Source organism: Clavibacter sp. CT19, assembly GCF_027858075.1.
GTDB classification, from domain to species: domain Bacteria; phylum Actinomycetota; class Actinomycetes; order Actinomycetales; family Microbacteriaceae; genus Clavibacter; species Clavibacter tessellarius_A.
Genome location: NZ_JAQHYR010000002.1, coordinates 198,036 through 218,041 on the forward strand (window position 1 = coordinate 198,036; position 20,006 = coordinate 218,041).

Annotated in this window: 22 protein-coding genes; 15 read left to right on the plus strand and 7 right to left on the minus strand. The window is 74.8% G+C overall.

Annotation, left to right across the window (positions count from 1 at the left end; all coding sequences use genetic code 11):
- Positions 1-5: 5 nt before the first annotated feature.
- Positions 6-1,157 (minus strand): bifunctional 2-methylcitrate synthase/citrate synthase, encoded by a 1,152-nt coding sequence (locus PED38_RS03150; RefSeq protein WP_270979698.1) that lies wholly within the window; start codon positions 1,155-1,157, stop codon positions 6-8.
- 255 nt (positions 1,158-1,412) lie between these two features.
- Here PED38_RS03150 and PED38_RS03155 point away from each other — a divergent pair, with 255 nt between their 5' ends.
- The 5 genes from PED38_RS03155 (at position 1,413) to PED38_RS03175 (ending at position 4,895) form a co-directional block, all read left to right on the plus strand.
- Positions 1,413-2,900: a dihydrolipoyl dehydrogenase family protein gene (locus PED38_RS03155; protein ID WP_270979700.1), complete on the plus strand. Its 1,488-nt coding sequence runs from the start codon at positions 1,413-1,415 to the stop codon at positions 2,898-2,900.
- Positions 2,901-2,943: 43 nt separating this feature from the next.
- On the plus strand, positions 2,944-3,528 hold the full coding sequence (locus PED38_RS03160; RefSeq protein ID WP_270979702.1) for an NAD(P)H-dependent oxidoreductase: 585 nt from the start codon (positions 2,944-2,946) through the stop codon (positions 3,526-3,528).
- A 49-nt stretch (positions 3,529-3,577) separates the two neighbouring features.
- Positions 3,578-4,099 carry a GNAT family N-acetyltransferase gene (locus PED38_RS03165; RefSeq protein WP_081234888.1) on the plus strand — a complete coding sequence of 174 codons (522 nt, stop codon included), beginning with the start codon at positions 3,578-3,580 and terminating at the stop codon, positions 4,097-4,099.
- A 137-nt stretch (positions 4,100-4,236) separates the two neighbouring features.
- Positions 4,237-4,395 carry a hypothetical protein gene (locus tag PED38_RS03170; RefSeq protein ID WP_270979705.1) on the plus strand — a complete coding sequence of 53 codons (159 nt, stop codon included), beginning with the start codon at positions 4,237-4,239 and terminating at the stop codon, positions 4,393-4,395.
- Complete coding sequence (locus PED38_RS03175) at positions 4,395-4,895, plus strand: hypothetical protein (RefSeq protein ID WP_270979707.1); 501 nt, start codon at positions 4,395-4,397, stop codon at positions 4,893-4,895. The genes PED38_RS03170 and PED38_RS03175 overlap by 1 nt, the downstream gene beginning before the upstream one ends.
- 3 nt (positions 4,896-4,898) lie before the next feature.
- Here PED38_RS03175 and prpB read toward each other — a convergent pair whose 3' ends face one another.
- Both prpB and PED38_RS03185 read right to left on the minus strand, forming a co-directional pair.
- Positions 4,899-5,813 carry a methylisocitrate lyase gene (prpB, locus tag PED38_RS03180; protein WP_270979709.1) on the minus strand — a complete coding sequence of 305 codons (915 nt, stop codon included), beginning with the start codon at positions 5,811-5,813 and terminating at the stop codon, positions 4,899-4,901.
- Positions 5,813-7,363 (minus strand): MmgE/PrpD family protein, encoded by a 1,551-nt coding sequence (locus tag PED38_RS03185; protein WP_270979710.1) that lies wholly within the window; start codon positions 7,361-7,363, stop codon positions 5,813-5,815. The genes prpB and PED38_RS03185 overlap by 1 nt, the downstream gene beginning before the upstream one ends.
- Before the next feature lie 101 nt (positions 7,364-7,464).
- Here PED38_RS03185 and PED38_RS03190 point away from each other — a divergent pair, with 101 nt between their 5' ends.
- The 4 genes from PED38_RS03190 to PED38_RS03205 all read left to right on the plus strand — a co-directional run bounded on the left by PED38_RS03190 (position 7,465) and on the right by PED38_RS03205 (position 11,472).
- The gene (locus PED38_RS03190; protein ID WP_270979711.1) at positions 7,465-8,415 is read left to right on the plus strand and encodes a GNAT family N-acetyltransferase; all 951 of its coding nucleotides are present in this window, start codon (positions 7,465-7,467) and stop codon (positions 8,413-8,415) included.
- Positions 8,412-9,764 (plus strand): glycoside hydrolase family 32 protein, encoded by a 1,353-nt coding sequence (locus tag PED38_RS03195; RefSeq protein ID WP_063071090.1) that lies wholly within the window; start codon positions 8,412-8,414, stop codon positions 9,762-9,764. The genes PED38_RS03190 and PED38_RS03195 overlap by 4 nt, the downstream gene beginning before the upstream one ends.
- 164 nt (positions 9,765-9,928) lie before the next feature.
- Positions 9,929-10,897: an aldo/keto reductase gene (locus tag PED38_RS03200; protein WP_270979713.1), complete on the plus strand. Its 969-nt coding sequence runs from the start codon at positions 9,929-9,931 to the stop codon at positions 10,895-10,897.
- Between the two features lie 140 nt (positions 10,898-11,037).
- A complete protein-coding gene (locus PED38_RS03205; RefSeq protein ID WP_270979714.1) occupies positions 11,038-11,472 on the plus strand; it encodes a hypothetical protein in 435 nt (144 codons plus the stop codon).
- Between the two features lie 52 nt (positions 11,473-11,524).
- Here the strand turns inward: PED38_RS03205 and PED38_RS03210 are convergent, their stop codons facing one another.
- A complete protein-coding gene (locus PED38_RS03210; RefSeq protein WP_442870649.1) occupies positions 11,525-11,857 on the minus strand; it encodes a DUF1349 domain-containing protein in 333 nt (110 codons plus the stop codon).
- Between the two features lie 253 nt (positions 11,858-12,110).
- On the opposite strand from PED38_RS03210, the gene PED38_RS03215 reads away from it, so the two are divergent.
- The 3 genes from PED38_RS03215 to PED38_RS03225 all read left to right on the plus strand — a co-directional run bounded on the left by PED38_RS03215 (position 12,111) and on the right by PED38_RS03225 (position 15,466).
- A complete protein-coding gene (locus PED38_RS03215) occupies positions 12,111-13,640 on the plus strand; it encodes a tyrosine-protein phosphatase (RefSeq protein ID WP_270979715.1) in 1,530 nt (509 codons plus the stop codon).
- Complete coding sequence (locus PED38_RS03220) at positions 13,637-14,287, plus strand: class F sortase (RefSeq protein WP_270979716.1); 651 nt, start codon at positions 13,637-13,639, stop codon at positions 14,285-14,287. The genes PED38_RS03215 and PED38_RS03220 overlap by 4 nt, the downstream gene beginning before the upstream one ends.
- A gap of 75 nt (positions 14,288-14,362) precedes the next feature.
- Complete coding sequence (locus PED38_RS03225) at positions 14,363-15,466, plus strand: FUSC family protein (RefSeq protein WP_270979717.1); 1,104 nt, start codon at positions 14,363-14,365, stop codon at positions 15,464-15,466.
- Here the strand turns inward: PED38_RS03225 and PED38_RS03230 are convergent.
- Positions 15,452-16,444, minus strand: coding sequence for an EamA family transporter (locus PED38_RS03230; protein WP_270979719.1), 993 nt, complete (start codon positions 16,442-16,444; stop codon positions 15,452-15,454). The genes PED38_RS03225 and PED38_RS03230 overlap by 15 nt on opposite strands.
- Positions 16,445-16,517: 73 nt before the next feature.
- On the opposite strand from PED38_RS03230, the gene PED38_RS03235 reads away from it, so the two are divergent.
- The 3 genes from PED38_RS03235 to PED38_RS03245 all read left to right on the plus strand — a co-directional run bounded on the left by PED38_RS03235 (position 16,518) and on the right by PED38_RS03245 (position 18,927).
- The gene (locus PED38_RS03235; protein ID WP_175345485.1) at positions 16,518-17,078 is read left to right on the plus strand and encodes a CGNR zinc finger domain-containing protein; all 561 of its coding nucleotides are present in this window, start codon (positions 16,518-16,520) and stop codon (positions 17,076-17,078) included.
- A 147-nt stretch (positions 17,079-17,225) separates the two neighbouring features.
- Positions 17,226-17,939: a hypothetical protein gene (locus PED38_RS03240; RefSeq protein ID WP_270979720.1), complete on the plus strand. Its 714-nt coding sequence runs from the start codon at positions 17,226-17,228 to the stop codon at positions 17,937-17,939.
- 337 nt (positions 17,940-18,276) lie between these two features.
- The gene (locus tag PED38_RS03245; RefSeq protein ID WP_270979721.1) at positions 18,277-18,927 is read left to right on the plus strand and encodes a hypothetical protein; all 651 of its coding nucleotides are present in this window, start codon (positions 18,277-18,279) and stop codon (positions 18,925-18,927) included.
- A 25-nt stretch (positions 18,928-18,952) separates the two neighbouring features.
- Here PED38_RS03245 and rsmI read toward each other — a convergent pair whose 3' ends face one another.
- A complete protein-coding gene (rsmI, locus tag PED38_RS03250) occupies positions 18,953-19,768 on the minus strand; it encodes a 16S rRNA (cytidine(1402)-2'-O)-methyltransferase (RefSeq protein ID WP_270979722.1) in 816 nt (271 codons plus the stop codon).
- Positions 19,765-19,998 (minus strand): hypothetical protein, encoded by a 234-nt coding sequence (locus PED38_RS03255; protein ID WP_063071464.1) that lies wholly within the window; start codon positions 19,996-19,998, stop codon positions 19,765-19,767. The genes rsmI and PED38_RS03255 overlap by 4 nt, the downstream gene beginning before the upstream one ends.
- Positions 19,999-20,006: the final 8 nt, after the last annotated feature.

Here is a 20,006-nt window from a genome sequence, read left to right on the forward strand (position 1 = left end):
GCCGGTCAGGAGAGGTGGCGCTCCGCCGGTCCGTCGTACTCGGAGAGCGGCCGGATCAGCGAGTTCGCCGCCCGCTGCTCGACGATGTGGGCGGTCCAGCCGACCACGCGCGCGGCGACGAACAGCGGCGTGAAGGCGCGGGTCTCGAAGCCGAGGAGCGCGTAGGCGGGGCCCGAGGGGTAGTCGAGGTTCGGCAGGATGCCGGTGCGCGCCGCCATGCCGCGCTCGAGCGCGTCGTACAGCTCCATGGTGCGGGTGGCGGACTCCCCCGTGGGCCCGCCGTCGGCGACGCGGGCGGCCACGAGGTCGTCGAGCGCCGCCTTCATGGTGGGGACGCGCGAGTCGCCCGCGCGGTAGACGCGGTGGCCGAAGCCCATGACCTTGCGCTTCGCGGCGAGCGCCGCATCGAGCCACGCCTCCACGCGCGACGCGTCGCCGATCTCGTCGAGCGTCTCGAGCACGGCCTCGTTCGCGCCGCCGTGAAGCGGGCCCTTCAGCGCGCCGATGGCGCCCGTGACCGCGGAGTGCAGGTCGGCGAGGGTGGAGGTGATGACCCGGGCCGTGAACGTGGAGGCGTTGAAGGAATGCTCGGCGTAGAGGATGAGCGACACCTCCATCGCCTTCGCGTCGGCCTCCGTGGGCCGGTCGCCGTGCACCATGAGGAGCAGGTTCTCGGCGAGGCCGAGGTCGTCGCGCGGCTCGACGGGCGCGAGGCCCTGGCGGCGCCGCTGGTCGTACGCGATGAGCACGGGGATCTGCGCGAGCAGACGCACGGACCGCCCGAGGTCGGCCTCGGCGGAGTGGTCCTCCGGCGTCGGATCCGCGGCGCCGATCGCGCTGACCGCGGTGCGCAGGACGTCCATCGGATGCGCGTCGACGGGGAGGGCGTCGATGATCCCGAGCACGGCCGCGGACGGCTGCCGCTCCGACCGCTCCTGGTTCTCGAAGTGGGCGAGCTCCTCGTCGGTCGGCAGCTCGCCGTGCCAGAGGAGGTACGCGACCTGCTCGAAGGAGCACTCGGCGGCGAGCTCCTGCACGGGGTAGCCGCGGTAGAGGAGGGAGTTGGTGGCCGGCTCGACCTTGCTGATGCGGGTGGTGTCGACGACGACCCCGGCGAGGCCCTTGCGGATGTCGGCCATGGTGCTCCTTCGCGGCATGCCGCACCCGCGGTGGTCGGGCGGATCGGGTCGCCTCCGGGTGCGTTCGTCACTGTATCGGGGCCGGCGGCGCGGCGGCGAGGGGCGCCGACGACGAGGCGGTGGACGCGCGACGGCGGGTTGGGGAGGAGCCGCCGGACGACAGGCCGGTGACGACCTCCTCCGCACCCGGGTCGCCGCGGGATCCGCTCGGTAGCCTCACGAGCAGGCGCACCCGAGGCGCCGCCACGCAGCCGCGCCGACCCGGAGGACGCCATGCCCGAGAGCACCGACCACGCCGATCGCGCCGCCGAGGCCGCAGCCGCAGCCGCAGGCGACGCGCAACCCGGCGGCGCGGCCGAGCCCGACCGCTACGACGTCGCCGTCATCGGCGCCGGCCCCGCGGGCACCGCCGCCGCCCTCCGCGCCGCCGAGCTGGGTGCATCCGTCGTGGTGCTGGAGGCCGGCCGCCTCGGCGGCACGTGCGTCAACACCGGATGCGTGCCCACGCGCGTGCTCGCGAAGACCGCGCGGCTCGTGCGCGAGGTGCGCTCGGCGGGCGAGAGCGGGATCGGCGTGGGTGAGCCTGCGCCGCACTGGCCGTCGATCGTGGCGCGCGTGCACGCGCAGGTCGACCGCGTGCGCTCGCTCAAGGACGAGGAGGCGCGGTTCGAGGAGGCGGGCATCACGCTCATCCACGAGGGCCGCGCGCGCTTCGTCGACGACCGCACGCTCGTGCTCGACAGCGGCCGGCGGATCACGGCGGGCTCGATCATCGTGTGCGTCGGCGGCCACTCGCGCCGCCTGCCCGTGCCCGGCGCCGAGCTCGCGACCGTGCCCGAGGACGTGCTCGCGCTGCCGGGGATCCCCCGCCGGCTGGCCGTCATCGGCGCGGGCAACACGGGCGCGCAGCTCGTCACGGTGTTCCGCTCGTTCGGCTCCGAGGTCACGCTGCTCGACGTCGCGCCGCGCGTGCTCACCGCGTCCGACGAGGTGATCTCGGAGGCCGTCGCCGACGCGTTCGTCGCCCAGGGCGTGCGCGTGCGCACGGGCATCGACACCGTGACGGGCCTCACGAGGACGGGCGACGGATCCATCACCCTGCTCTGGCGCGAGGGCGACCGCCCGCAGTCCTCCAGCTTCGACGCCGTGATCATGGCCACCGGCTGGCCCGCCGACGTCGAGGACCTGGGGCTCGAGCACGCGGGAGTGGAGGTGGAGCGCTCGGCGATCCCCGTCGACCGCTACCTCCGCACGCGCGTGCCGCACATCCTCGCGGTGGGCGACGCCAACGGGAAGGACATGCTCGTGCAGGCGGCGCAGTCGGAGGGCGAGGCCGCAGCCGAGAACGCGGTGCTGGGCGTCAACCGGCGGATCCCGCTGCAGCTCCTCCCGGCCGGCGGCTTCACCGACCCCGACTACGCGGGCGTCGGCCTCACCCAGGCGGAGGCGCGCGAGCGCGACGGCGCGTGCGTCGTGGCGCGGGTGCCGTTCGCCGAGGTCGACCGCGCCGTGATCGACGACCGCGAGGCCGGCTTCCTGCTCCTCATCGCCGACCGCCGCCGTGAGCTGATCCTCGGTGCGCACGCCGTGGGCGAGAACGCGGTCGAGGTGATCCAGTCGGTCACCACCGCGATGGCCGCGGGCGTCGACGTCGCCACCCTCGCGCACGTGCGGTTCGCGTACCCCACCTACAGCGCGATCATCGGGATCGCGGCCCGGCGGCTGCTCCAGGAGGAGGAGCGCCCGGGCGAGCTGGACTGACGCGCGGTCGGGGCCGCCCAACGGCGCGTGGTCGGATGGACGCATGACCGCGCTGATCGTCACGGCCCATCCCGATCCCGACTCCCTCACCCACGAGGTCGCCCGCCGGGTCGTCGCCGCCCTCGGAGCCGACCGGACGGAGGTCGCGCACCTCGCGCAGGAGGGCTTCGACCCGGTGTTCGGCATGGCCGACCGGGCCGCGTACGCCGGCGGCTCCCCCGCGCACGCGGACGTCGTCGCCGAGCAGGCGCGCCTCGACGCCGCGGACCACGTCGTGCTCGTCTTCCCCGTGTGGTGGTGGTCGATGCCCGCCCTCCTCAAGGGCTGGATCGACCGCACCTTCATCGCGGGCTGGGCCTTCGGCATCGACGACGAGGGGCGCATCGAGAAGCGGCTCCAGCGCCTCACCGTGCACCTCGTGCCCGTCTCCGGCACGAGCCGGGAGTCGTTCGCCCGGCACGGCTACCTCGCGTCGTTCGAGACCCAGATCGGCCACGGGATCCTCGACTACTGCGGCGCGCGCCGCGGCGCGACGGCCTTCGTGCACGACTCCGAGTCGGGCGACCGCGACGCCGTGGACGCCGAGGTGGAGCGGGCCGTGGCCGAGGTGCTGGCGGCGGTCGGCTGATCCGGCGGGCCCTCCGCGCAGGCCGTCCGGCGTCGCCTAGCGTCGGAGCATGACCGCCGACGATCCGCTCCCCGACCGTCCCGGCGACGAGGCCCGCGCCGTCCCCGGTGCGGACGAGATCGCGATCCGCGCGGCCGAGCCCGCGGACATGCGAGCGGTCGCGGAGCTGCGCTGGCGGTGGTCCGTCGACGAGTCGGGCACGGCGCCCGTGACCGATCCCGCCGGCTACGTCGCCGCGACCACCGCCTTCGCCGACGCGCACGCGGGGACGCACCGCTGCGTCGTCGCCGAGCGGGACGGCGTCGTCGTGGGCCTGGCCTGGCTCGCCCTCACGGACCGGCCGCCGACGCCGGACGACCTGAGCCGCGTCGCGGGCGACGTGCAGTCGGTCTACGTCGTCCCCGAGCTGCGCGGATCCGGGACCGGCTCGCGGCTGGTCGCCGCGCTGCTCGACGACGCCCGCGCCGCGGGCTGCCGGTATGTCCGCGTTCACTCGAGCCCGCGCGCGATCGCCGTCTACGCCCGCGCGGGCTTCGCGGTGGACGAGACGTACCGCGTCGTCCGGCTCTGACGCGCCGACGCCGGGATCCCGCCGAGGAGCGCGCAGTCCGCCACCTCGCGCCGGCCGCACGCCGCGAGGCACGAGGATCCGCGTCCCACTGTGCACACGCCGCAGCGCCCGCAGCCCCCCGCGGCTAGCCTCGCGGAATGCCCGCCGCCCCCGCCGCCCGATCCGGCGGGGTGCGCGCGGGTTCCCGTGCGGGCCATGTCGTCGCATCGCTCGCGATGGGCGTCCTCACCCGGGGACTCGCGCTCGACGGATCGCTCCGGCGCCTCGACGAGCACGCGCCCGGGGCGCGCGCCTGATGCCGCACGCGACCCCGCACGACGACGAACCCCGCACCCTCCTCCACGTGCTCCCGTGGACCACCGCGGTGGGCGGCGCGGTGGCGGTGCTCCTGATCCCCGGGTCATTGGTCGCGCTCAGCAGCATCACCAGCCGGGCCGGCTCCGACGACGGCAGATTCCTCCCGGTCGTGCTGCAGGCGATGCTCTTCGCCGCGGTCATGGCCTTCGTCGTCGGGCTGGCCGCCGGCGCGCTGGCGGGCCTGCCGGATCACCTCGCGCGGCACCGCCCGGAGCTCCGGCGGCGCACATCCGCGCTCGCCGTCGTCATCCTGACCGCCGTCATCTCCCTCGCCTGGCTGGCCGTGCTCGCCGAATGGCAGCCGCTCCCCCTGGCGCCCACCCTCGGGACGACCGGCGTGGTCGCCGCCATCACCGCGGGGGCCACGGCGATCGTGGTCGCCCGCCACGCGCGACGCCGACGCCGGAAGGAGTCGCGCCCCTCGGTCACGGACGCGTGAGGATCACGCCCCGCCGCGGTTCCCCTCGAGCGTGAACGTGAAGACGTCCTCGTCGAACGCGCTGTAGCCCGCGTAGTCGAGCAGCTCGTAGAGGCGGGCGCGGGTCTGCATCTCGGGCACCTTCGACGCGAGCGTGCCCTCCTCGAGGATCGCGTCGAGGCCACGCTCGGCGGCGCCCATCGCGAGGCGCAGGAGCGACACCGGGTAGATGACGATGTTGACGCCCACGTCCGCGAGCTGCTGCGTCGTGAACAGCTCGCTCTTCCCGAACTCGGTCATGTTGGCGAGGATCGGCACGTCCACCGCGGCGCGCATCGCCTCGAACTCGGCGAGGTCGGCCATCGCCTCGGGGAAGATCGCATCGGCGCCCGCGTCCACCAGCGCCTTCGCGCGATCGACCGCCGCGGACATGCCGTCGACCCCGCGCACGTCGGTGCGGGCCATGACGAGCAGGTCGGGGTCGCGGCGGGCGTCGACGGCGGCGCGGATCCGCTTCAGCGCGGTCGACTCGTCCACCACCTGCTTCCCGTCGAGGTGGCCGCAGCGCTTCGGGTTCACCTGGTCCTCGATGTGGAGGCCCGCGACGCCGGCGTCCTCGAGCATCTGCACCGTGCGCGCGACGTTAATCGGCTCGCCGAAGCCCGTGTCCGCGTCCACGAGGCAGGGCAGGTCGGTGACGCGCGCGATCTGCTGCGAACGCCCGGCCACCTCGGTGAGCGTGGTGAGGCCGATGTCGGGCAGACCGAGGTCCGCCGAGAGCACGGCGCCCGAGATGTAGACGCCGTCCATGCCCTTGTCCTGGATGAGGCGGGCCGAGAGCGGGTTGAACGCGCCGGGCATCCGGAGCAGCTCACCCGATGCCAGCCGCTCGCGGAACGCGCGGCGCTTGGCGGCGGAGGTGAGGGTGGAGTGCAGCACTAGAGGAGTCCCTTCGGGGAGCCGGCGCCGTCGAGCAGGCCGGGCCGGGCGGTCACGGTGAGGCCGGCGAGCTCGTCGGCGGTGAGCTCGGGCAGGCGCTCCACGAGGGCGAGGAAGCGGTCGACCTCGCGGTCCTCGAGCACGCCGTCGGCGAGCGTGCGGAGCTTGCCCACGTAGTCGGCGCGCGCGAACGGCCGGGCGCCGAGCGGGTGCGCGTCGGCGACGGCGATCTCGTCGACGATGGTCGAGCCGTCGGTCAGGCGGATCTCCACCCGGCCGCCGAACGCCTTCTCGGCCGGATCCATGGAGTGGTACCGGCGGGTCCACTCCGGGTCCTCGGTCGTGGTGACGCGGCGCCAGAGGTCGACCGTGTCGGGGCGGCCGGCGCGCTCGGGCGCGTACGAGTCGACGTGGTGCCAGGTGCCGTCCTGCAGCGCGACCGTGAAGATGTACGGGATCGAGTGGTCGAGCGTCTCGCGGCTGGCGCGCGGGTCGTACTTCTGCGGGTCGTTGGCGCCGGATCCGATGACGACGTGCGTGTGGTGCGACGAGTGGATGAGGACGCGGTCGATCGCGTCCGCGTCGGCGAGCACCGGGTGGGCCTGGTGCAGGCGGCGGGCGAGGTCGATCCACGCCTGCGCCTGGTACTCGGCCGAGTGCTCCTTCGTGTACGTGTCGAGGATCGCCCGCTTGGCCTCGCCGGGTGCGGGCAGCGGCACGTCGTAGGAGGCCGCGGGGCCGTCGAGCAGCCACGCGATGACGCCGTCCTCGCCCTCGTAGATGGGGGTGGGGCTGGTCTGGCCGCGCATCGCCCGGTCGATCGCCTCGACGGCCATCTTCCCGGCGAACGCGGGCGCGTGCGCCTTCCACGTGCTGATCGCGCCCTTGCGCGACTGCCGCGTGGCGGTCGTGGTGTGCAGGGCCTGGCCGACGGCCTGGAACACGGTCTCCTCGTCGAGGCCGAGGAGCGTGCCGATGCCGGCCGCGGCCGACGGGCCGAGGTGCGCGACGTGGTCGATCTTGTGCGCGTGCAGGCTGATGGCCTTCACGAGGTCCACCTGGATCTCGTAGCCGGTGGCGATGCCGCGGATCACGTCGGCGCCCGTGAGCGCGCGGCCGTCGGGACGGCCGGCCGCGGCGGCGTGCTGCGCGGCCGCGAGGATCGGCGGGATGTTGTCTCCCGGGTGCGAGTACTCCGCGGCGAGGAAGGTGTCGTGGTAGTCGAGCTCGCGCACGGCCACGCCGTTCGCCCAGGCGGCCCACTCGGCGCTGACGCGGGTGGCGGGATCCGCGCCCACGACGGTCGCGCCCGCGCCGCCCGTGGACGGCCCGTGCGCGAGGGCCTGCGCGCGCGCCGCGACGACGGGGGCGCGCGTGAGCGACGCGGTCGCGACGGCCGCGTTGTCGATGATGCGGTTGACGACCATCTCGGTGACCTCGGCGTCGACCTCGACCGGATCCGCGGCGACGGCGGCGATGCGCCCCGCCAGCTGCTCCCCGGGAGGCAGGGCCTCGTCGCTGCGGTGGACGCGGACGCGGTGGATCTGCATGCTCTTCCTCACGGTCGGGCGCCTGTCGCGGAGGGCTCGGGGCCTCGTCCGCGCGGCACCGGTCCAGCGTATCCACCGCCGGGGCCGTCCTACGCTGGAGCGTGCTCACCGTCGATCCGGAGTCCCCGCGCGCCGCCGACGTGCTCCCGCTGCTGCGGCAGGCCGACGACTTCGCGCTCACGCTCTACCCGGCCGAGAACTACCACGCGCTCGACGCGGCCGACCTCGAGCGGTCGGGCGTGACGTTCCTCGTCGCGCGCGAGGACGGCCGCGCGCTCGGCACGGCGGCGGTCGTGGACGGCGGCGACGGATCCGCGGAGCTGAAGCGCGTGTTCGTCACGGACGCGGCGCGCGGCCTCGGCGTCGGGCGCGCGCTGCTGGTCGCCGCGGAGGAGCGGGCGCGCGAGCTCGGCGCTGACGTCATGCGGCTCGAGACCGGCCTGCCGCAGACCGCGGCGATCGCGATGTACGAGCGCGGCGGCTACCGGCACGTGCCGCGCTTCGGGCCGTACGCGGCGGATCCGACGAGCGTCTGCATGGAGCGCGACCTGCGGGTGGCGCCCGGGCCGCTCCCCCGCTGGATCCTCCGCCCCGCCCTCGCCGACGACGCGACGTGGATGGCGGAGCTGCGGGCCGTCGCGCTCCGGCCGGACCTCGAGCGGCTCGGCCGGTGGGATCCGGTGCGGGTCCGCCGCCGCTTCCTCGACGGATGGGCCGCCGAGCGCACCTCGGTGATCCGCGTCGACGGCCGCGACGCGGGCCTCATCGCCTGCCGCGAGGAGCCCGACGCGCGCTGGATCGAGCACTTCTACCTGGATCCCGCGGTGCAGGGCCGCGGCATCGGCGGCGAGGTGCTGCGCGCGATCATGGCCCGCCCCGACGACGGCCGCCCGTTCCGCCTCGACGTGCTCCAGGGCAGCGCGGCGCGGCGGCTGTACGAGCGGGCGGGGTTCCGGGTCGAGCGGGAGGATGCGGTGGACGTGTGGCTGGTGGCGCTGCGCCACGACCCCGCGGCCGCACCCCGGGCGACGAAGGGGACGTCCCCACGATGACGACCTCCGCGCGACCGGTCACCCACTTCACGCCCGCCCGCCACTGGATGAACGACCCCAACGGCCTCATCCACCACGACGGACGATGGCACCTGTTCTTCCAGCACAACCCGCACGGGATCGACTGGGGCCACATGAGCTGGGGCCACGCCTCGAGCGTCGACCTCCGCACGTGGACCGAGCATCCGGTCGCCCTCCGGCACGATGACGACGAGGCGGTCTACTCCGGCTCGGTCGTGTTCGACGCGGGGAACGCGTCCGGTCTCGGAACGGCGGATCGCCCGCCGCTGGTCGCCCTCTACACCTCCGCGCGCCCCGGCAGCCAGGCGCAGGCCCTCGCGTCGAGCGCCGACGGCGGCCGGACGTGGACGAAGCACGGCGTCGTCCTCGACCGCGGGACCACGGACTTCCGCGACCCGAAGGTGCTCCGGCACGGCGACCACTGGATCATGGTCGCCGTCGAGGCGCTCGACCGGCAGGTGCACCTGTTCCGCTCCGACGACCTCCGGTCGTGGACGCCGCTGTCGGTCTTCGGCCCCACCGGATCGACGGAGGGCATCTGGGAGTGCCCGGACCTCTTCCCGCTGGACGGGAGGTGGGTGCTCCTCGTCTCCACCAACCCCGGCAACCCGGCCGGCGGATCCGGCATGCAGCGCTTCGTCGGCGACTTCGACGGCACCGCCTTCACGGCCACGTCCTGGGGCCCGCTCGACCACGGGCGCGACCTCTACGCGGGCGTGACCGTCGCCGACGCCCCGGAGCCGACGCTCATCGGCTGGATGGGCAACTGGGACTACGCGGACGCGGTGCCGACCTCGCCGTGGCGGGGGTCGATGGCGCTGCCCCGGCGCCTCGCGCTCCGCGGGGAGCAGGTGCTCCAGCTCCCCGCGGTCCCGGACCCCGGCCCTCCCGACTGGCTCGCGGCGCAGGGCGAGGCGCCCTCCGGTCCCCTCCCCGCGGCGGCCCACGGTCGGGCGCTGCGGATCCGGCTGCGATGCGTCCCGCGGGAGGGCGCGGTCGCGCTGGTGGTCCGTGCCGCGGCGGACGGCTCCCGCGGCACGACCATCCGGATCGACGGCGACGTCCTCACCGTCGACCGGCGGGCCTCGGGACAGGTGGGCTTCTCGCCGGCGTTCCCGAGCGTCTCCTCGGCACGCGTCCCGGCCGACGCCGACGGAGCGGTGTCGCTCGAGATCTGGGTCGACGTCTCATCCGTCGAGGTGTTCGCGGATCAGGGGGCCGTGGTCCTCACGGAGCAGGTCTTCCCGTGCGACGAGGACATCGCGGTCGTCCTCGAGACGCCGGCCGGCGGGTCCACCTCGATCGACGTCACGGTCCTTCGCGCATGAGGTCGCGATCTCGCGTGGTGGGTCGCCCGGAGACCTCACCCGGGTCGAGGCCACCTGGGCAGGCGCCCGAGGAGGGTGACTAGCTGGACGGCCAGCGCGGCCGGCCCGACCCGCGGCATCCGCGCAGTCGTAACGTGGAGGGAAGACCGCGAAGGAGCAGGCACATGGAGCACACCCGACTCGGCAGCACCGGCCTCCGCGTGAGCCGCCTCGCCCTCGGCTGCATGACGTACGGCGATCCCACCCGGGGCATGCACTCCTGGACCATGGACGAGGAGGCGTCGGCGCCCTTCTTCCGCCAGGCGGTCGAGCTCGGCATCACCTTCTGGGACACCGCGAACGTCTATCAGCAGGGCACGAGCGAGGAGTACGTGGGCCGCGCCATCCGCCGCTTCTCCCGGCGCGAGGACATCGTGCTCGCGACCAAGGTCTCCGGGCGGATGCACGACGGACCCGGCGGATCCGGCCTGTCGCGGGCCGCGATCCTCGAGCAGGTCGACGCCTCGCTCCGCCGCCTCGGCACCGACCACATCGACGTGTACCACGTGCACCGCTTCGACCCGGAGACCCCGGTCGAGGAGACGATGCAGGCGCTCGACGACGTCGTGCGCGCGGGGAGGGTCCGCTACCTCGGCGCCTCGTCCATGCACGCCTGGCAGTTCGCGAAGCTCCAGCGCGCCGCGGCGGTCAACGGCTGGACGGGCTTCGCCGCCATGCAGGACCAGTACAACCTCCTCAAGCGCGAGGAGGAGCGCGAGATGATCCCGCTCTGCGCCGACACCGGCGTGGCCCTCACGCCGTACTCCCCCAACGGCAAGGGCCGGCTCACCCGGCCTCGCGGCGCGACGACCGCGCGATCGGCGACGGACGAGGTCGCCGAGGCGTTCGACACCGACGCCGACGGCCCCGTCATCGACGCGGTGGAGCAGGTCGCCGCGGAGCGCGACGTGCCCATGGCGCGCGTCGCGCTCGCGTGGGTGCTGCGGAACCCGACGGTCGCCGCGCCGGTCATCGGCGCGACGAAGCCCCACCACCTCACCGACGCCGTCGCCGCCCTCGACCTGGAGCTGACCGACGACGAGGTCGCCCGGCTCGAGAGCCCCTACGTGACGCAGCCGCCGTTCTGGTGGTGACGGGACGGCCGGCGTCGGGATGCTGTTCGCAGGCCTGTTCGGCGCCGCCATGTGCGTGCTCCGGGAGATGTGCCGAGGGTCCGTGGTGTGGATCGGCGCCGTCCACTTCGTGGCCGACGTGATCCTGATGGGAGGCGTTCATGGAGTCTGGACCTGACAAGGGGTTCGCCGTGCTGCTCGATCGTCTGGGGAGGTCCGCGCGAGCTCATGCGTGCTCCGGAGCGCCGACGGAGGCCATGGTCTGGGACGAGTCGTCGGAGATCACGGTCCGCCTGTCCCTGCGCGGAGACGAGCTCTGGGCGATGGCCGGCTCCGGCGTGCTGGTCCGCTTCGTGGAGACGAGCGAGGGGGAGTTCGACCTCGATCAGGTCGAGCACGCCGTCGGGCTGATGCTGCGGGGGCTCGCCGTCGAGTTCTTCGGGGCGGCCGATGATCCCGGGGGCGAGGCGTACCCGTCCGGCTTCGAGATCGGGAGCGAGCGTGCATTCGCGGGCGGCCTGGACGAGGGGCAGTCGCGCTTCCGCGCACGCCTCGCCGGGCCGATGTTCCGCGCGACGGTGCCGATCGCGGAGTGAACGTGTCCTGGCCGCAGCGCACGGCGGACGCGGACGCAAGCGCCGTCGCCACCTAGTCGCCGGGGTGCAGGCCAGCGTCCGCCGGCCCGGTCCGCCACGCGGTGAAGTGGACGGTGAAGCCGTCGCGCGTCGGGGCGCAGCACATGGGGCCCGCGGTCACGGCGGCGTCGGGATCCAGCGGCGACACCCGCACGAGGCGCCACGGCTCGTCGTCCACCCGCGCGCGGACCGTCAGCGCGTCGCCGGAGCGGCTGGTGCGGATCGTCACGAGCCGGCCGTGCCAGTCGGGGACGGGCGCCAGCGACCAGTCGGACATGCCGCGGGTGACGACGGCGCCGAGGCCGTCCTGGCCGTCGCTGCGCTCGACGCCGGCCTTGGTCCACACGCGGTGGTCCAGGTGCCGGAGTCCCAGTCGATGTCGGTCATGGCCCGAGCGTACGTACCCCGCGATCCCCGGTCGGGCTCGGACGGCGCGCGCGGAGGAGCGATCCGCCCCCGTCCCGGGAGTTCACGGAAGCAGAACATCCCGTTCATGCACGGGGCCGGGCCGCGCCCCATGATCCTGATGCCGAGCTCCCGCGCGTCTGCGCGCGCCGGCCTGCGCGACCCCGCGCGCATCCCACCACAGAAGGACGAACGTGAAGATCCCCCCTGCCCGCCGTGCCGCCCCCGCGCGCATCGGCGCCCTCACCGCGGCGGCCGCCGCGGTGGTGCTCTCCGTCGGCATCGGCGCCCCCGCCGCGCATGCCGCCGCCGACCCCGCGCTCCAGCCGGCCCCCGCGGCGAGCGACCACCTCATCACCGACGTGCCCGGCCTCGTCAACGGCCGCGAGCTCGGCGCCTTCACCGGCCTCGACGGGCGCCAGGTCGACGCGAGCCGCCTGATCCGCACCGAGTCGCTCGACAAGATCACCGCCGCGGGCGCCGCGACGCTCGCGACCGCGCACCACGTCGACCTCGTGATCGACCTGCGCACGCCCGGCCAGATCCAGAAGAAGCCCGACGTGGCGATCCCCGGCGCGAAGACCGTCGCGATCTCGCTCTTCGGCGCCGACGGCGACTACCCGGACGACACGGTCATGTACCAGGACCTCATCGACAAGGGCCACGTCGACGCCGCCCACCCGGGCGTCATGATCAGCGCGTACCGCCAGGTGCTGCAGGCCATCGCGTCGCACACCGGGAACGGCACGATCCTGATCCACTGCTCGCACGGCATGGACCGCACGGGCACCGTGGTCGACCTGCTCGACCGGATCCTCGGCGTCGGCAGCTCCGACATCCTCCACGACTACCTGCTCTCCAACACGCAGCTCGGCGTCGACTGGGCGAAGCCCGCGCTCCTCCAGGGCACCTTCGAGGCCGGCATCGCGTCGCGCTACGCGGGGATGGACTCCTACATCCGCACGACCCTCGGCGTGGACGACCAGGAGATCCGCGCCCTCCGCGCGCAGTTCCTCGTCTCCGACGACGCGGCCGCCACGTCCATCACCGTGGGCGGCGTGACCGTGCCGCTCGCCGACGCCGCCGGATCCGCGGGCGCCACGGTTGCCGTCGGCCGCGCGTCGATCGCTCCAGCCGACGTCCACGTCGCGCTCGCGGACGCCGGCAGCCGCGCGTCCGTGACCGTCGCCGGTCGCGTCGTCTCGGTCGTCGTCACGGCCGCGGACGGGCGCAGCACGCGCACGTACCGCGTCACGGCCGGCCTCGCGCGGCTCGAGCTGACGGGCGGATCCGCGCCCCTCGCGGGCGGGACGGTCGCGGTCCGCGCATCCGGCCTCACCGCGGGCGCCGCGTACCGGGTCGAGCTCCACTCCACGCCGACCGACGTCGGCACCCTCACCGCGGGATCCGACGGCGCGGTCGCCGGCACCGTCACGATCCCGGCGGGCACCGAGGCGGGCGCGCACACGCTGACGCTCCTCGACGCGTCAGGGGCCGCCGTCACGGATCCGGCGTCGCTCACGGTGAGCGCGGCCCAGGTCGCCGGCACGACGACGACGGGCACGACCACGGCCGCGCACCACGCCGGCCCCGCGGTCGCGACCGGCGGTACCTCGGTCGCCGCCGCCACCCCGTGGCCCGGCATCGCGCTCGCCGGCCTGGGGCTCGGCGCGCTCGCGGCCCTCGCCGCGACGCGTCGCCGCCGGGCGTCGCACCAGCGGTGACGACGGATCCGCGGACGACCCGGCGGCGGGCCATCACCGCCGCCACGGTCGTCGCGGCGTCCGCCGCCGTGGTCGTCGGCACGCTGTCGGCCGTGGGCGCGCTGCCCGCTGACGACGCCCCGCGCGACCTCGCCGGTGCACCGGTGCAGGCCGACGTGACCGCGCCCTCCGCCGGCGACGACGGATCCGCGCAGCCAGCCGTCGACTCCGGCCTCGGCCGCCTCCGGGCGCCGTCCGTCGGGCTCGACGTGCCGCTCGGCGCCGTCGACGTGGTCGGCGGCGTCGTGGATCCCCCGGGCTTCGCCTCCGCGTACCGCGTGCGCGACCTCGGCGTCGCGCCCGAGCACGCGGCGGAGGGCACGGTGTTCGTCGTCATGCACTCGGTGCGCGGCGGCGGCGTGGGCCCGGGCGACCTCCTCATCGACGACCGGGCCGGGAGCGCGCGCATCGCTCCCGGGGCGGTCATCGAGGTGGCGGGCGTCGACTACGCGGTCGGATCCAGCCGGGCGGTCGCCAAGGGCGCGCTGCCCGACGACGCCGCGGTCTGGGCCGACACCCCGGGCCGCCTCGTCGTCATCACGTGCCTCCAGCGCGCCGACGGCACCCCGTCGCGCGACGACATGGTGATCGAGGCGACGCGGACCTGACGCCCCACCGCCCGCGGAGCGGGGAGCGCGACGACCGATGCGGTCGCGCGCTCCCCGCCTCGCTAGCCTCGGGTCATGGGGATCCACCGCGTCCAGCACGCCGTCGTCGGCGCGTGGCGCGCCGCCACCTCCCCGGACCGCCTCCTCCTCGCCGCGAAGACCGCGCTCGCGGTCGGCATCGCGTGGGCCGTCGCCCCCTACGTGCCCGGCGTCGCGAACGAGTACCCCTACTACGCGCCGCTCGGCGCGCTCGTGAGCATGTACCCGACGCTCATGGGATCCGCCCGCACGGGCCTGCAGACGCTCCTCGGGCTCGCGGCGGGCATCGTCCTCGCCACCGCGGTGATCCTCACCTCCGGCCCGACGTGGTGGTCCATCCCCCTGATCGTCGGCATCGGCGTGATCCTGTCCGGCTCCGGCTGGTTCGGCGCCGGTCGCGAGTACGTGCCCATGGCCGCGCTGTTCGTGCTCATCATCGGCGGGCAGGACGCCGACACGTACTCGCTCGGCTACCTCGTGCAGATGGCGGTCGGCGTGGTGACCGGGCTCCTCATCAACGTGCTCATCGCGCCGACGCTGTCGAGCGGACGCGCGGCGGCCCGGATCAGCGCGTTCCAGCGCGAGGTCGCCCAGCGGCTGCGGGAGGTGGGCGACGCGGTCGAGTCCGACGCGCCGCCCGCGCACGCCGACTGGATCCGCGCCAGCGAGGACCTCGCCGGCACCGCGCGGGCCGTGCGCGCCGACCTCCGGGAGGCCGACGAGAGCCGCAAGGGCAACCCGCGCGCGCTCGTGAACAAGCGGGACGTGCGCATCGATCACGCCCGGCTCGAGGCGATGGACCAGATCGTCTTCCACGTCCGCGACGTGTCCGCGGCTCTCGCCGACACCATCTGGCAGCAGCGCGGATCCATCGGCCTCGACCACGGCATCGGCGCGCCCATCCGCGACGCCTGCCACGCGGTCGCCGACGTGCTCGACCTCGACGACCCGGACTCCCCCGAGCGCCACCGCGCCATGGGCGAGGCCGCCCGGCAGGTGCGGCTGCTCGTGGAGGCGGTGGACGAGCAGTCGCAGGAGCTCGGCCGCGCGATGGGACCGGGCGTCCTCACGGCGATGCACCTCAAGCGCGTGCTGCGGCACCTCGAGCCGGTGGACGCGGCGGAGTCACCGGCTCCGTAGCGCGGCGTCCGGGCCGTCCCCGCCCGCTGCCAGGGCCACGGCACCGGCACCGCCCGCGCCCGGCAGCGCATCCGCCCGCGCGTCGAAGCGCACCGCGACGATGCCCGCCACGATCAGCGCGCCGCCCACCAGCTGCAGCGCCGTCAGCTCCTCGCCGAGCAGCAGCCAGGCCCATGCGCCGGCGGCCGCCACCTCGAGCAGTCCCACGAAGGAGGCGAGGCGGGATCCGAGCATCGCGCTGCCCGTGATCCCCGCGCCGTACGCGAGCGCGGTCGCGACGACGCCCACCACGAGCATGGGCACCCACCACGGCACCACGCTGCCGAGCATCTCGACGTCGGCGACGGACCCCGTGAACGGCAGCACCCCGGTGAGCCCGACGAGCCCCAGCACCGCCGCCGCGACGAGCAGCCCCGCGGCCGCGAGCGCCACGGGCGGCAGGCCGTCCGCGCCCCGCGCCGCGATCGCGAAGTAGCCCGCGCAGCCCACCATCGCGCCGAGCGCGAGCAGCACGCCGACCGGATCCAGCGCCCCGCCGCCCGACGGCGACACCACGAGCGCGAGCCCGCCGGCCGCCGCGACGGATCCGAGGAGCACCGGCACCGCGGGCCGCCGCCTGGTCATCGCCCACGCGACCGCGACGAGCAGCAGCGGCGCCATGAACTCGATGAGGATGGCCGTGCCCACGGGGATCCGCTCGATGGCCGCGAAGTACATGCCCTGCGCGCCGGCCACGCCCACGAGCGCCATGCCGAGCACGCGCCGCCAGGCCCGGAGCACCGGACGCAGGTCGCCGCCGAGCTGCACGAGCGCGATCGGGGCGAGCACCAGGCCGCCGACGAGCGCGCGCAGGGCGACCGCCGCGACCGGACTCCAGCCCGATTCCAGCAGCGGCTTCACGAAGGCACCGGAGAGCCCGAAGGACGCGGCGGCCACGATGGCGAGCACGAGTCCGGTGGTGAGATGGCGTCGGGGCATGGTGCTCTCGTCTCGTCAGGGGCCAAACGACCTACGCCCCTGACGCTAGACTGGTCGCGGATAAGGAGTCAACTTGCATTTCACCCCTGACACCGAGGACGTGCTCACGTTCGACGCCGTCGTCCTCAACACGGCGCCGCGCGCCACCCGATCCGGCACCGACCTGCTCGCGACGCCCGAGCAGCTCGAGGACCTCATGACCCGCAGCGGCTTCTCCGGCCGCTTCGACCGCGACGACCGCGAGCTCCAGGAGGTGCGCCGCGCGCGCACCCGGCTCCGCGCCATCTGGACCCTCGACCGCGACGACATGGTCGACGCCGTGAACGAGCTGCTCGCCCGGCACCGCGCATCGCCCCGGCTCGTGCGGCACGACGCGCTCGACTGGCACCTGCACGCGACGCCCGACGACGCGCCGCTCGCCGACCGGATCCTCGTGGAGGCCGCGATGGCCCTGGTCGACGTCATCCGCTCCGGCGCCACCGACCGCCTCCGCGTGTGCGCCGCCGACGACTGCGACGGCGTGCTCGTCGACCTCAGCCGCAACGGGTCGAAGCGCTTTTGCAGCGTGCGCTGCGGCAACCGGATGAACATGGTCGCGTTCCGCGAGCGGCGCGGGTCCACGCCTCCCGCGTGACGGCCGGCGACGCGTGCGGGCGCGTGGAGGAAGCGCACGCGCCGAGGCGCCCCATCCCTACGCTCGGGTCGCACGCGGGATCGGGACGCGGATGCCCTCGATCCTCCCGACCGCGCCGCAGCACCTTCCTCCCGTCGAAAGGCTGTCATGACGCTTCGCCCGCTTCCCCTCCCCCCTCGGGGAGCCGCCCGCTCCCGCCGCCGCGGAACGCTCCGGACGACCCCCGGCATCGCCGTCGTCGCGCTCGCCGCCGTCGTCGGCTCCCTCCTCACGGCGGTCGCACCCGCCCACGCCTCGGAGTCGACCCTCGCCGAGGCCCGGACCGCGATCTCCTCGTCCGTGAACCACGGCACCTACACGGAGGACCTCCTCTCCGGGAAGGTCACCGTCGACCAGCTCGTGGACGTCACCATGGATCTCCGATCCACGGGGCGCATCCCGAGCGCCGGGCCGGTCCTGAGCCGCGCGGAGGTCACCCAGCAGGCCGTCTCGGCCATCGCCAGCCTCCGCGCCGTGGCCGCCGCTCCGGCCGCACCCACCCTGACCGGCTCCTCGCGCTCCCACGCGTCCACCGATCCGCTCGTCGAGGACAAGCACTGGTGGAACCACCTGACGCACTGGTTCGGCTTCAAGGCGGACGCCCTGACGCTCGTCGGCGCCGGCGCCGCGAGTGCCGCCGTCGGCGGCATCCTCGCAGGCGCCTGCTTCGCCAGCGGCAACGTGATCTGCGGAGGCCTCGCCTTCCTGGCCACCGCCGCCGTCGCCTTCATGGTCGCTGCAGCCGGGAACTGCCTCGCCCAGCACCATGCATTCCTCTACGTCAGCGTCCCGGACTTCAAGGCCAGCGGATGCCGCGACTGATGGCGTGACGCACGACCCCACGGGATGACCTCGCCGAGACGGGCCCCACACGGGCGCGCCCGTGCGGATGCCCGGATCAGCCCCAGCCCACCGCCCCGGTCGCCGCCTCACGAGGAGGCGACCGGGGCGGTGTCGCGTCCGGGCGGGCCGTTCGCACGGCGCCCCTCTGTGCAGGGCGTGCATGCGTGCTGTCCGCCCGTGCCTACGCTCTCCGATCGCGGGGGCGCGGCCCCCGCGTCTGCGCCGGGTCGCCCGCCCGGCACCCCCATGAGAGGACGTCATGACGCATCGCCCTGCCCCGCATGCTCCCCGCACCTCACGGCGTCACCGGACCCGGATGGGACGCGCCACCACCGGGGTCGCCATCGCCGGACTCGTCGCCATCGCCGGCTCCTTGCTCACCGCCCCCACCCCCGCCCACGCCTCCGAGGCCGCCCTCGACGGCGCTCGCGCCGCGATCTCCGCCTCCATGAGCCGGGGCACCTACTCGGAGGACGTCCTCTCCGGGAAGATCACCGTCGAGCAGATCGTCGACGTCGACTTCGCCGCCCGCGCAGCGATCCACGCGGACGCGACACGGATCCCCACCCGCGCGGCGCTCATCCGGCAGACCACCGAGGAGATCGCCGACGTCCGCATCCACGGGGCCGAGCCGACCACCCCGGAGCTCAGCCCCTCCACCGGATCACGCCCCGCCTCCGACCCCCTGGCCGAGGACAAGCACTGGTGGAACAAGGTCACCCACTGGGCCACCATCTCGGTGAACGCGCGCAAGGCGTGGCGGGCGGGGGCCGGCGCCGCCGGGATCTCCGCCGTCATCTTGGGCGCCCGCCTCTTCGAGGGCGTCGTCGTCTGCACAGCGGTCGCGGCGATCGGCGTCGCGGTCGCGGCCTCCCTGGCGTCGACTGCCGCGTGGTGCGTCGCGCACGATCAGCCCGTCCTGTACGTCAAGGTCCCGGACTTCACGAACAGCCACTGCGGCGACTGACCGGGCAGCCGGTCCCGCGCCGTCGTCACCGCGCCTGGAGCGCCGCCTGGTACAGGTCGCGCTTGCCGAGGCCGGTCGCCTCGGCGATGGTGCCGGCCGCGTCCTTGAGGCGCGCGCCGTCGGACACCAGCTCGAGCACCTGGGCGACGCCCGTCGCGAGGTCCACCTCGAGCGCGGCTGCGCCCTCCGCGACCACGACGATCTCGCCGCGCACGCCCTCCGCGGCCCAGGCGGCGAGCTCGGCGGCGGATCCGCGGCGCACCTCCTCGTAGAGCTTCGTCAGCTCCCGGCACACGACGAGCCGGCGGTCCGGACCCCACTCGGCGACGACGTCCTCGAGCGACGCCTGGAGCCGGTTCGGCGACTCGAAGAACACCATGGTGCGGCGTTCGCGCACGAGCTCGCGGAGCACGCGGCGCCGGTCGCCGCCCTTCCGCGGCAGGAAGCCCTCGAACGTGAAGCGGTCGGTGGGGAGTCCGGAGACGGCGAGCGCGCTGAGCACGGCGCTCGGGCCGGGGATCACGGTGACGCGGACGCCCGCCGCGGCCGCCGCCTCCACCAGGTGGAAGCCGGGGTCGGAGATCGCGGGCATGCCGGCGTCGGAGAGCACGAGCACGTCCGTCTCGCGGGCCAGCTCGACGAGGTCGGCCGAGCGCTCCTGCTCGTTGTGGTCGTGCAGCGCGATGAGGCGCGGCCGGTTCTCGACGCCGAGCGCCGTGAGCAGGCGGATGGTCGTGCGGGTGTCCTCGGCGGCCACGACCGTGGCGGAGGCGAGCGCCTCCACGAGCCGCCGCGACGCGTCGCCCAGGTTGCCGATGGGGGTCGCGCCGAGGATGATCACCGGTCGATCATCCCATCCGTGTCGCCCCCGCCGCGGATCGCGTTGGCGATGCCCAGGCCGATCGTGAAGATCCCCAGCGGCACGCCGAACAGGATGATGCCGGTGCCGCGCCCGGCCCGCAACTCGCCGAAGACGCCCGTGAGGCCGAGCACCGAGACCACGCACAGGCCGAGCCCGAGGATCCAGAGACCCCACGTCTCGCGACCTCGGGACCGGCTCCGCAGGAACACGCGTCAGC

Coding starts and splice junctions, on each gene's coding strand:
- PED38_RS03195 (WP_063071090.1), top strand. CDS start 8,412: ATGACGACCTCCGCGCGACCGGTCACCCACTTCACGCCCGCCCGCCAC.
- PED38_RS03230 (WP_270979719.1), bottom strand. CDS start 16,444: ATGCCCCGACGCCATCTCACCACCGGACTCGTGCTCGCCATCGTGGCC.
- PED38_RS03165 (WP_081234888.1), top strand. CDS start 3,578: ATGACCGCCGACGATCCGCTCCCCGACCGTCCCGGCGACGAGGCCCGC.
- PED38_RS03245 (WP_270979721.1), top strand. CDS start 18,277: ATGGGACGCGCCACCACCGGGGTCGCCATCGCCGGACTCGTCGCCATC.
- PED38_RS03155 (WP_270979700.1), top strand. CDS start 1,413: ATGCCCGAGAGCACCGACCACGCCGATCGCGCCGCCGAGGCCGCAGCC.
- PED38_RS03160 (WP_270979702.1), top strand. CDS start 2,944: ATGACCGCGCTGATCGTCACGGCCCATCCCGATCCCGACTCCCTCACC.
- PED38_RS03205 (WP_270979714.1), top strand. CDS start 11,038: ATGGAGTCTGGACCTGACAAGGGGTTCGCCGTGCTGCTCGATCGTCTG.
- PED38_RS03240 (WP_270979720.1), top strand. CDS start 17,226: ATGACGCTTCGCCCGCTTCCCCTCCCCCCTCGGGGAGCCGCCCGCTCC.
- PED38_RS03170 (WP_270979705.1), top strand. CDS start 4,237: ATGCCCGCCGCCCCCGCCGCCCGATCCGGCGGGGTGCGCGCGGGTTCC.
- PED38_RS03175 (WP_270979707.1), top strand. CDS start 4,395: ATGCCGCACGCGACCCCGCACGACGACGAACCCCGCACCCTCCTCCAC.
- PED38_RS03185 (WP_270979710.1), bottom strand. CDS start 7,363: ATGCAGATCCACCGCGTCCGCGTCCACCGCAGCGACGAGGCCCTGCCT.
- PED38_RS03225 (WP_270979717.1), top strand. CDS start 14,363: ATGGGGATCCACCGCGTCCAGCACGCCGTCGTCGGCGCGTGGCGCGCC.
- PED38_RS03150 (WP_270979698.1), bottom strand. CDS start 1,157: ATGCCGCGAAGGAGCACCATGGCCGACATCCGCAAGGGCCTCGCCGGG.
- PED38_RS03200 (WP_270979713.1), top strand. CDS start 9,929: ATGGAGCACACCCGACTCGGCAGCACCGGCCTCCGCGTGAGCCGCCTC.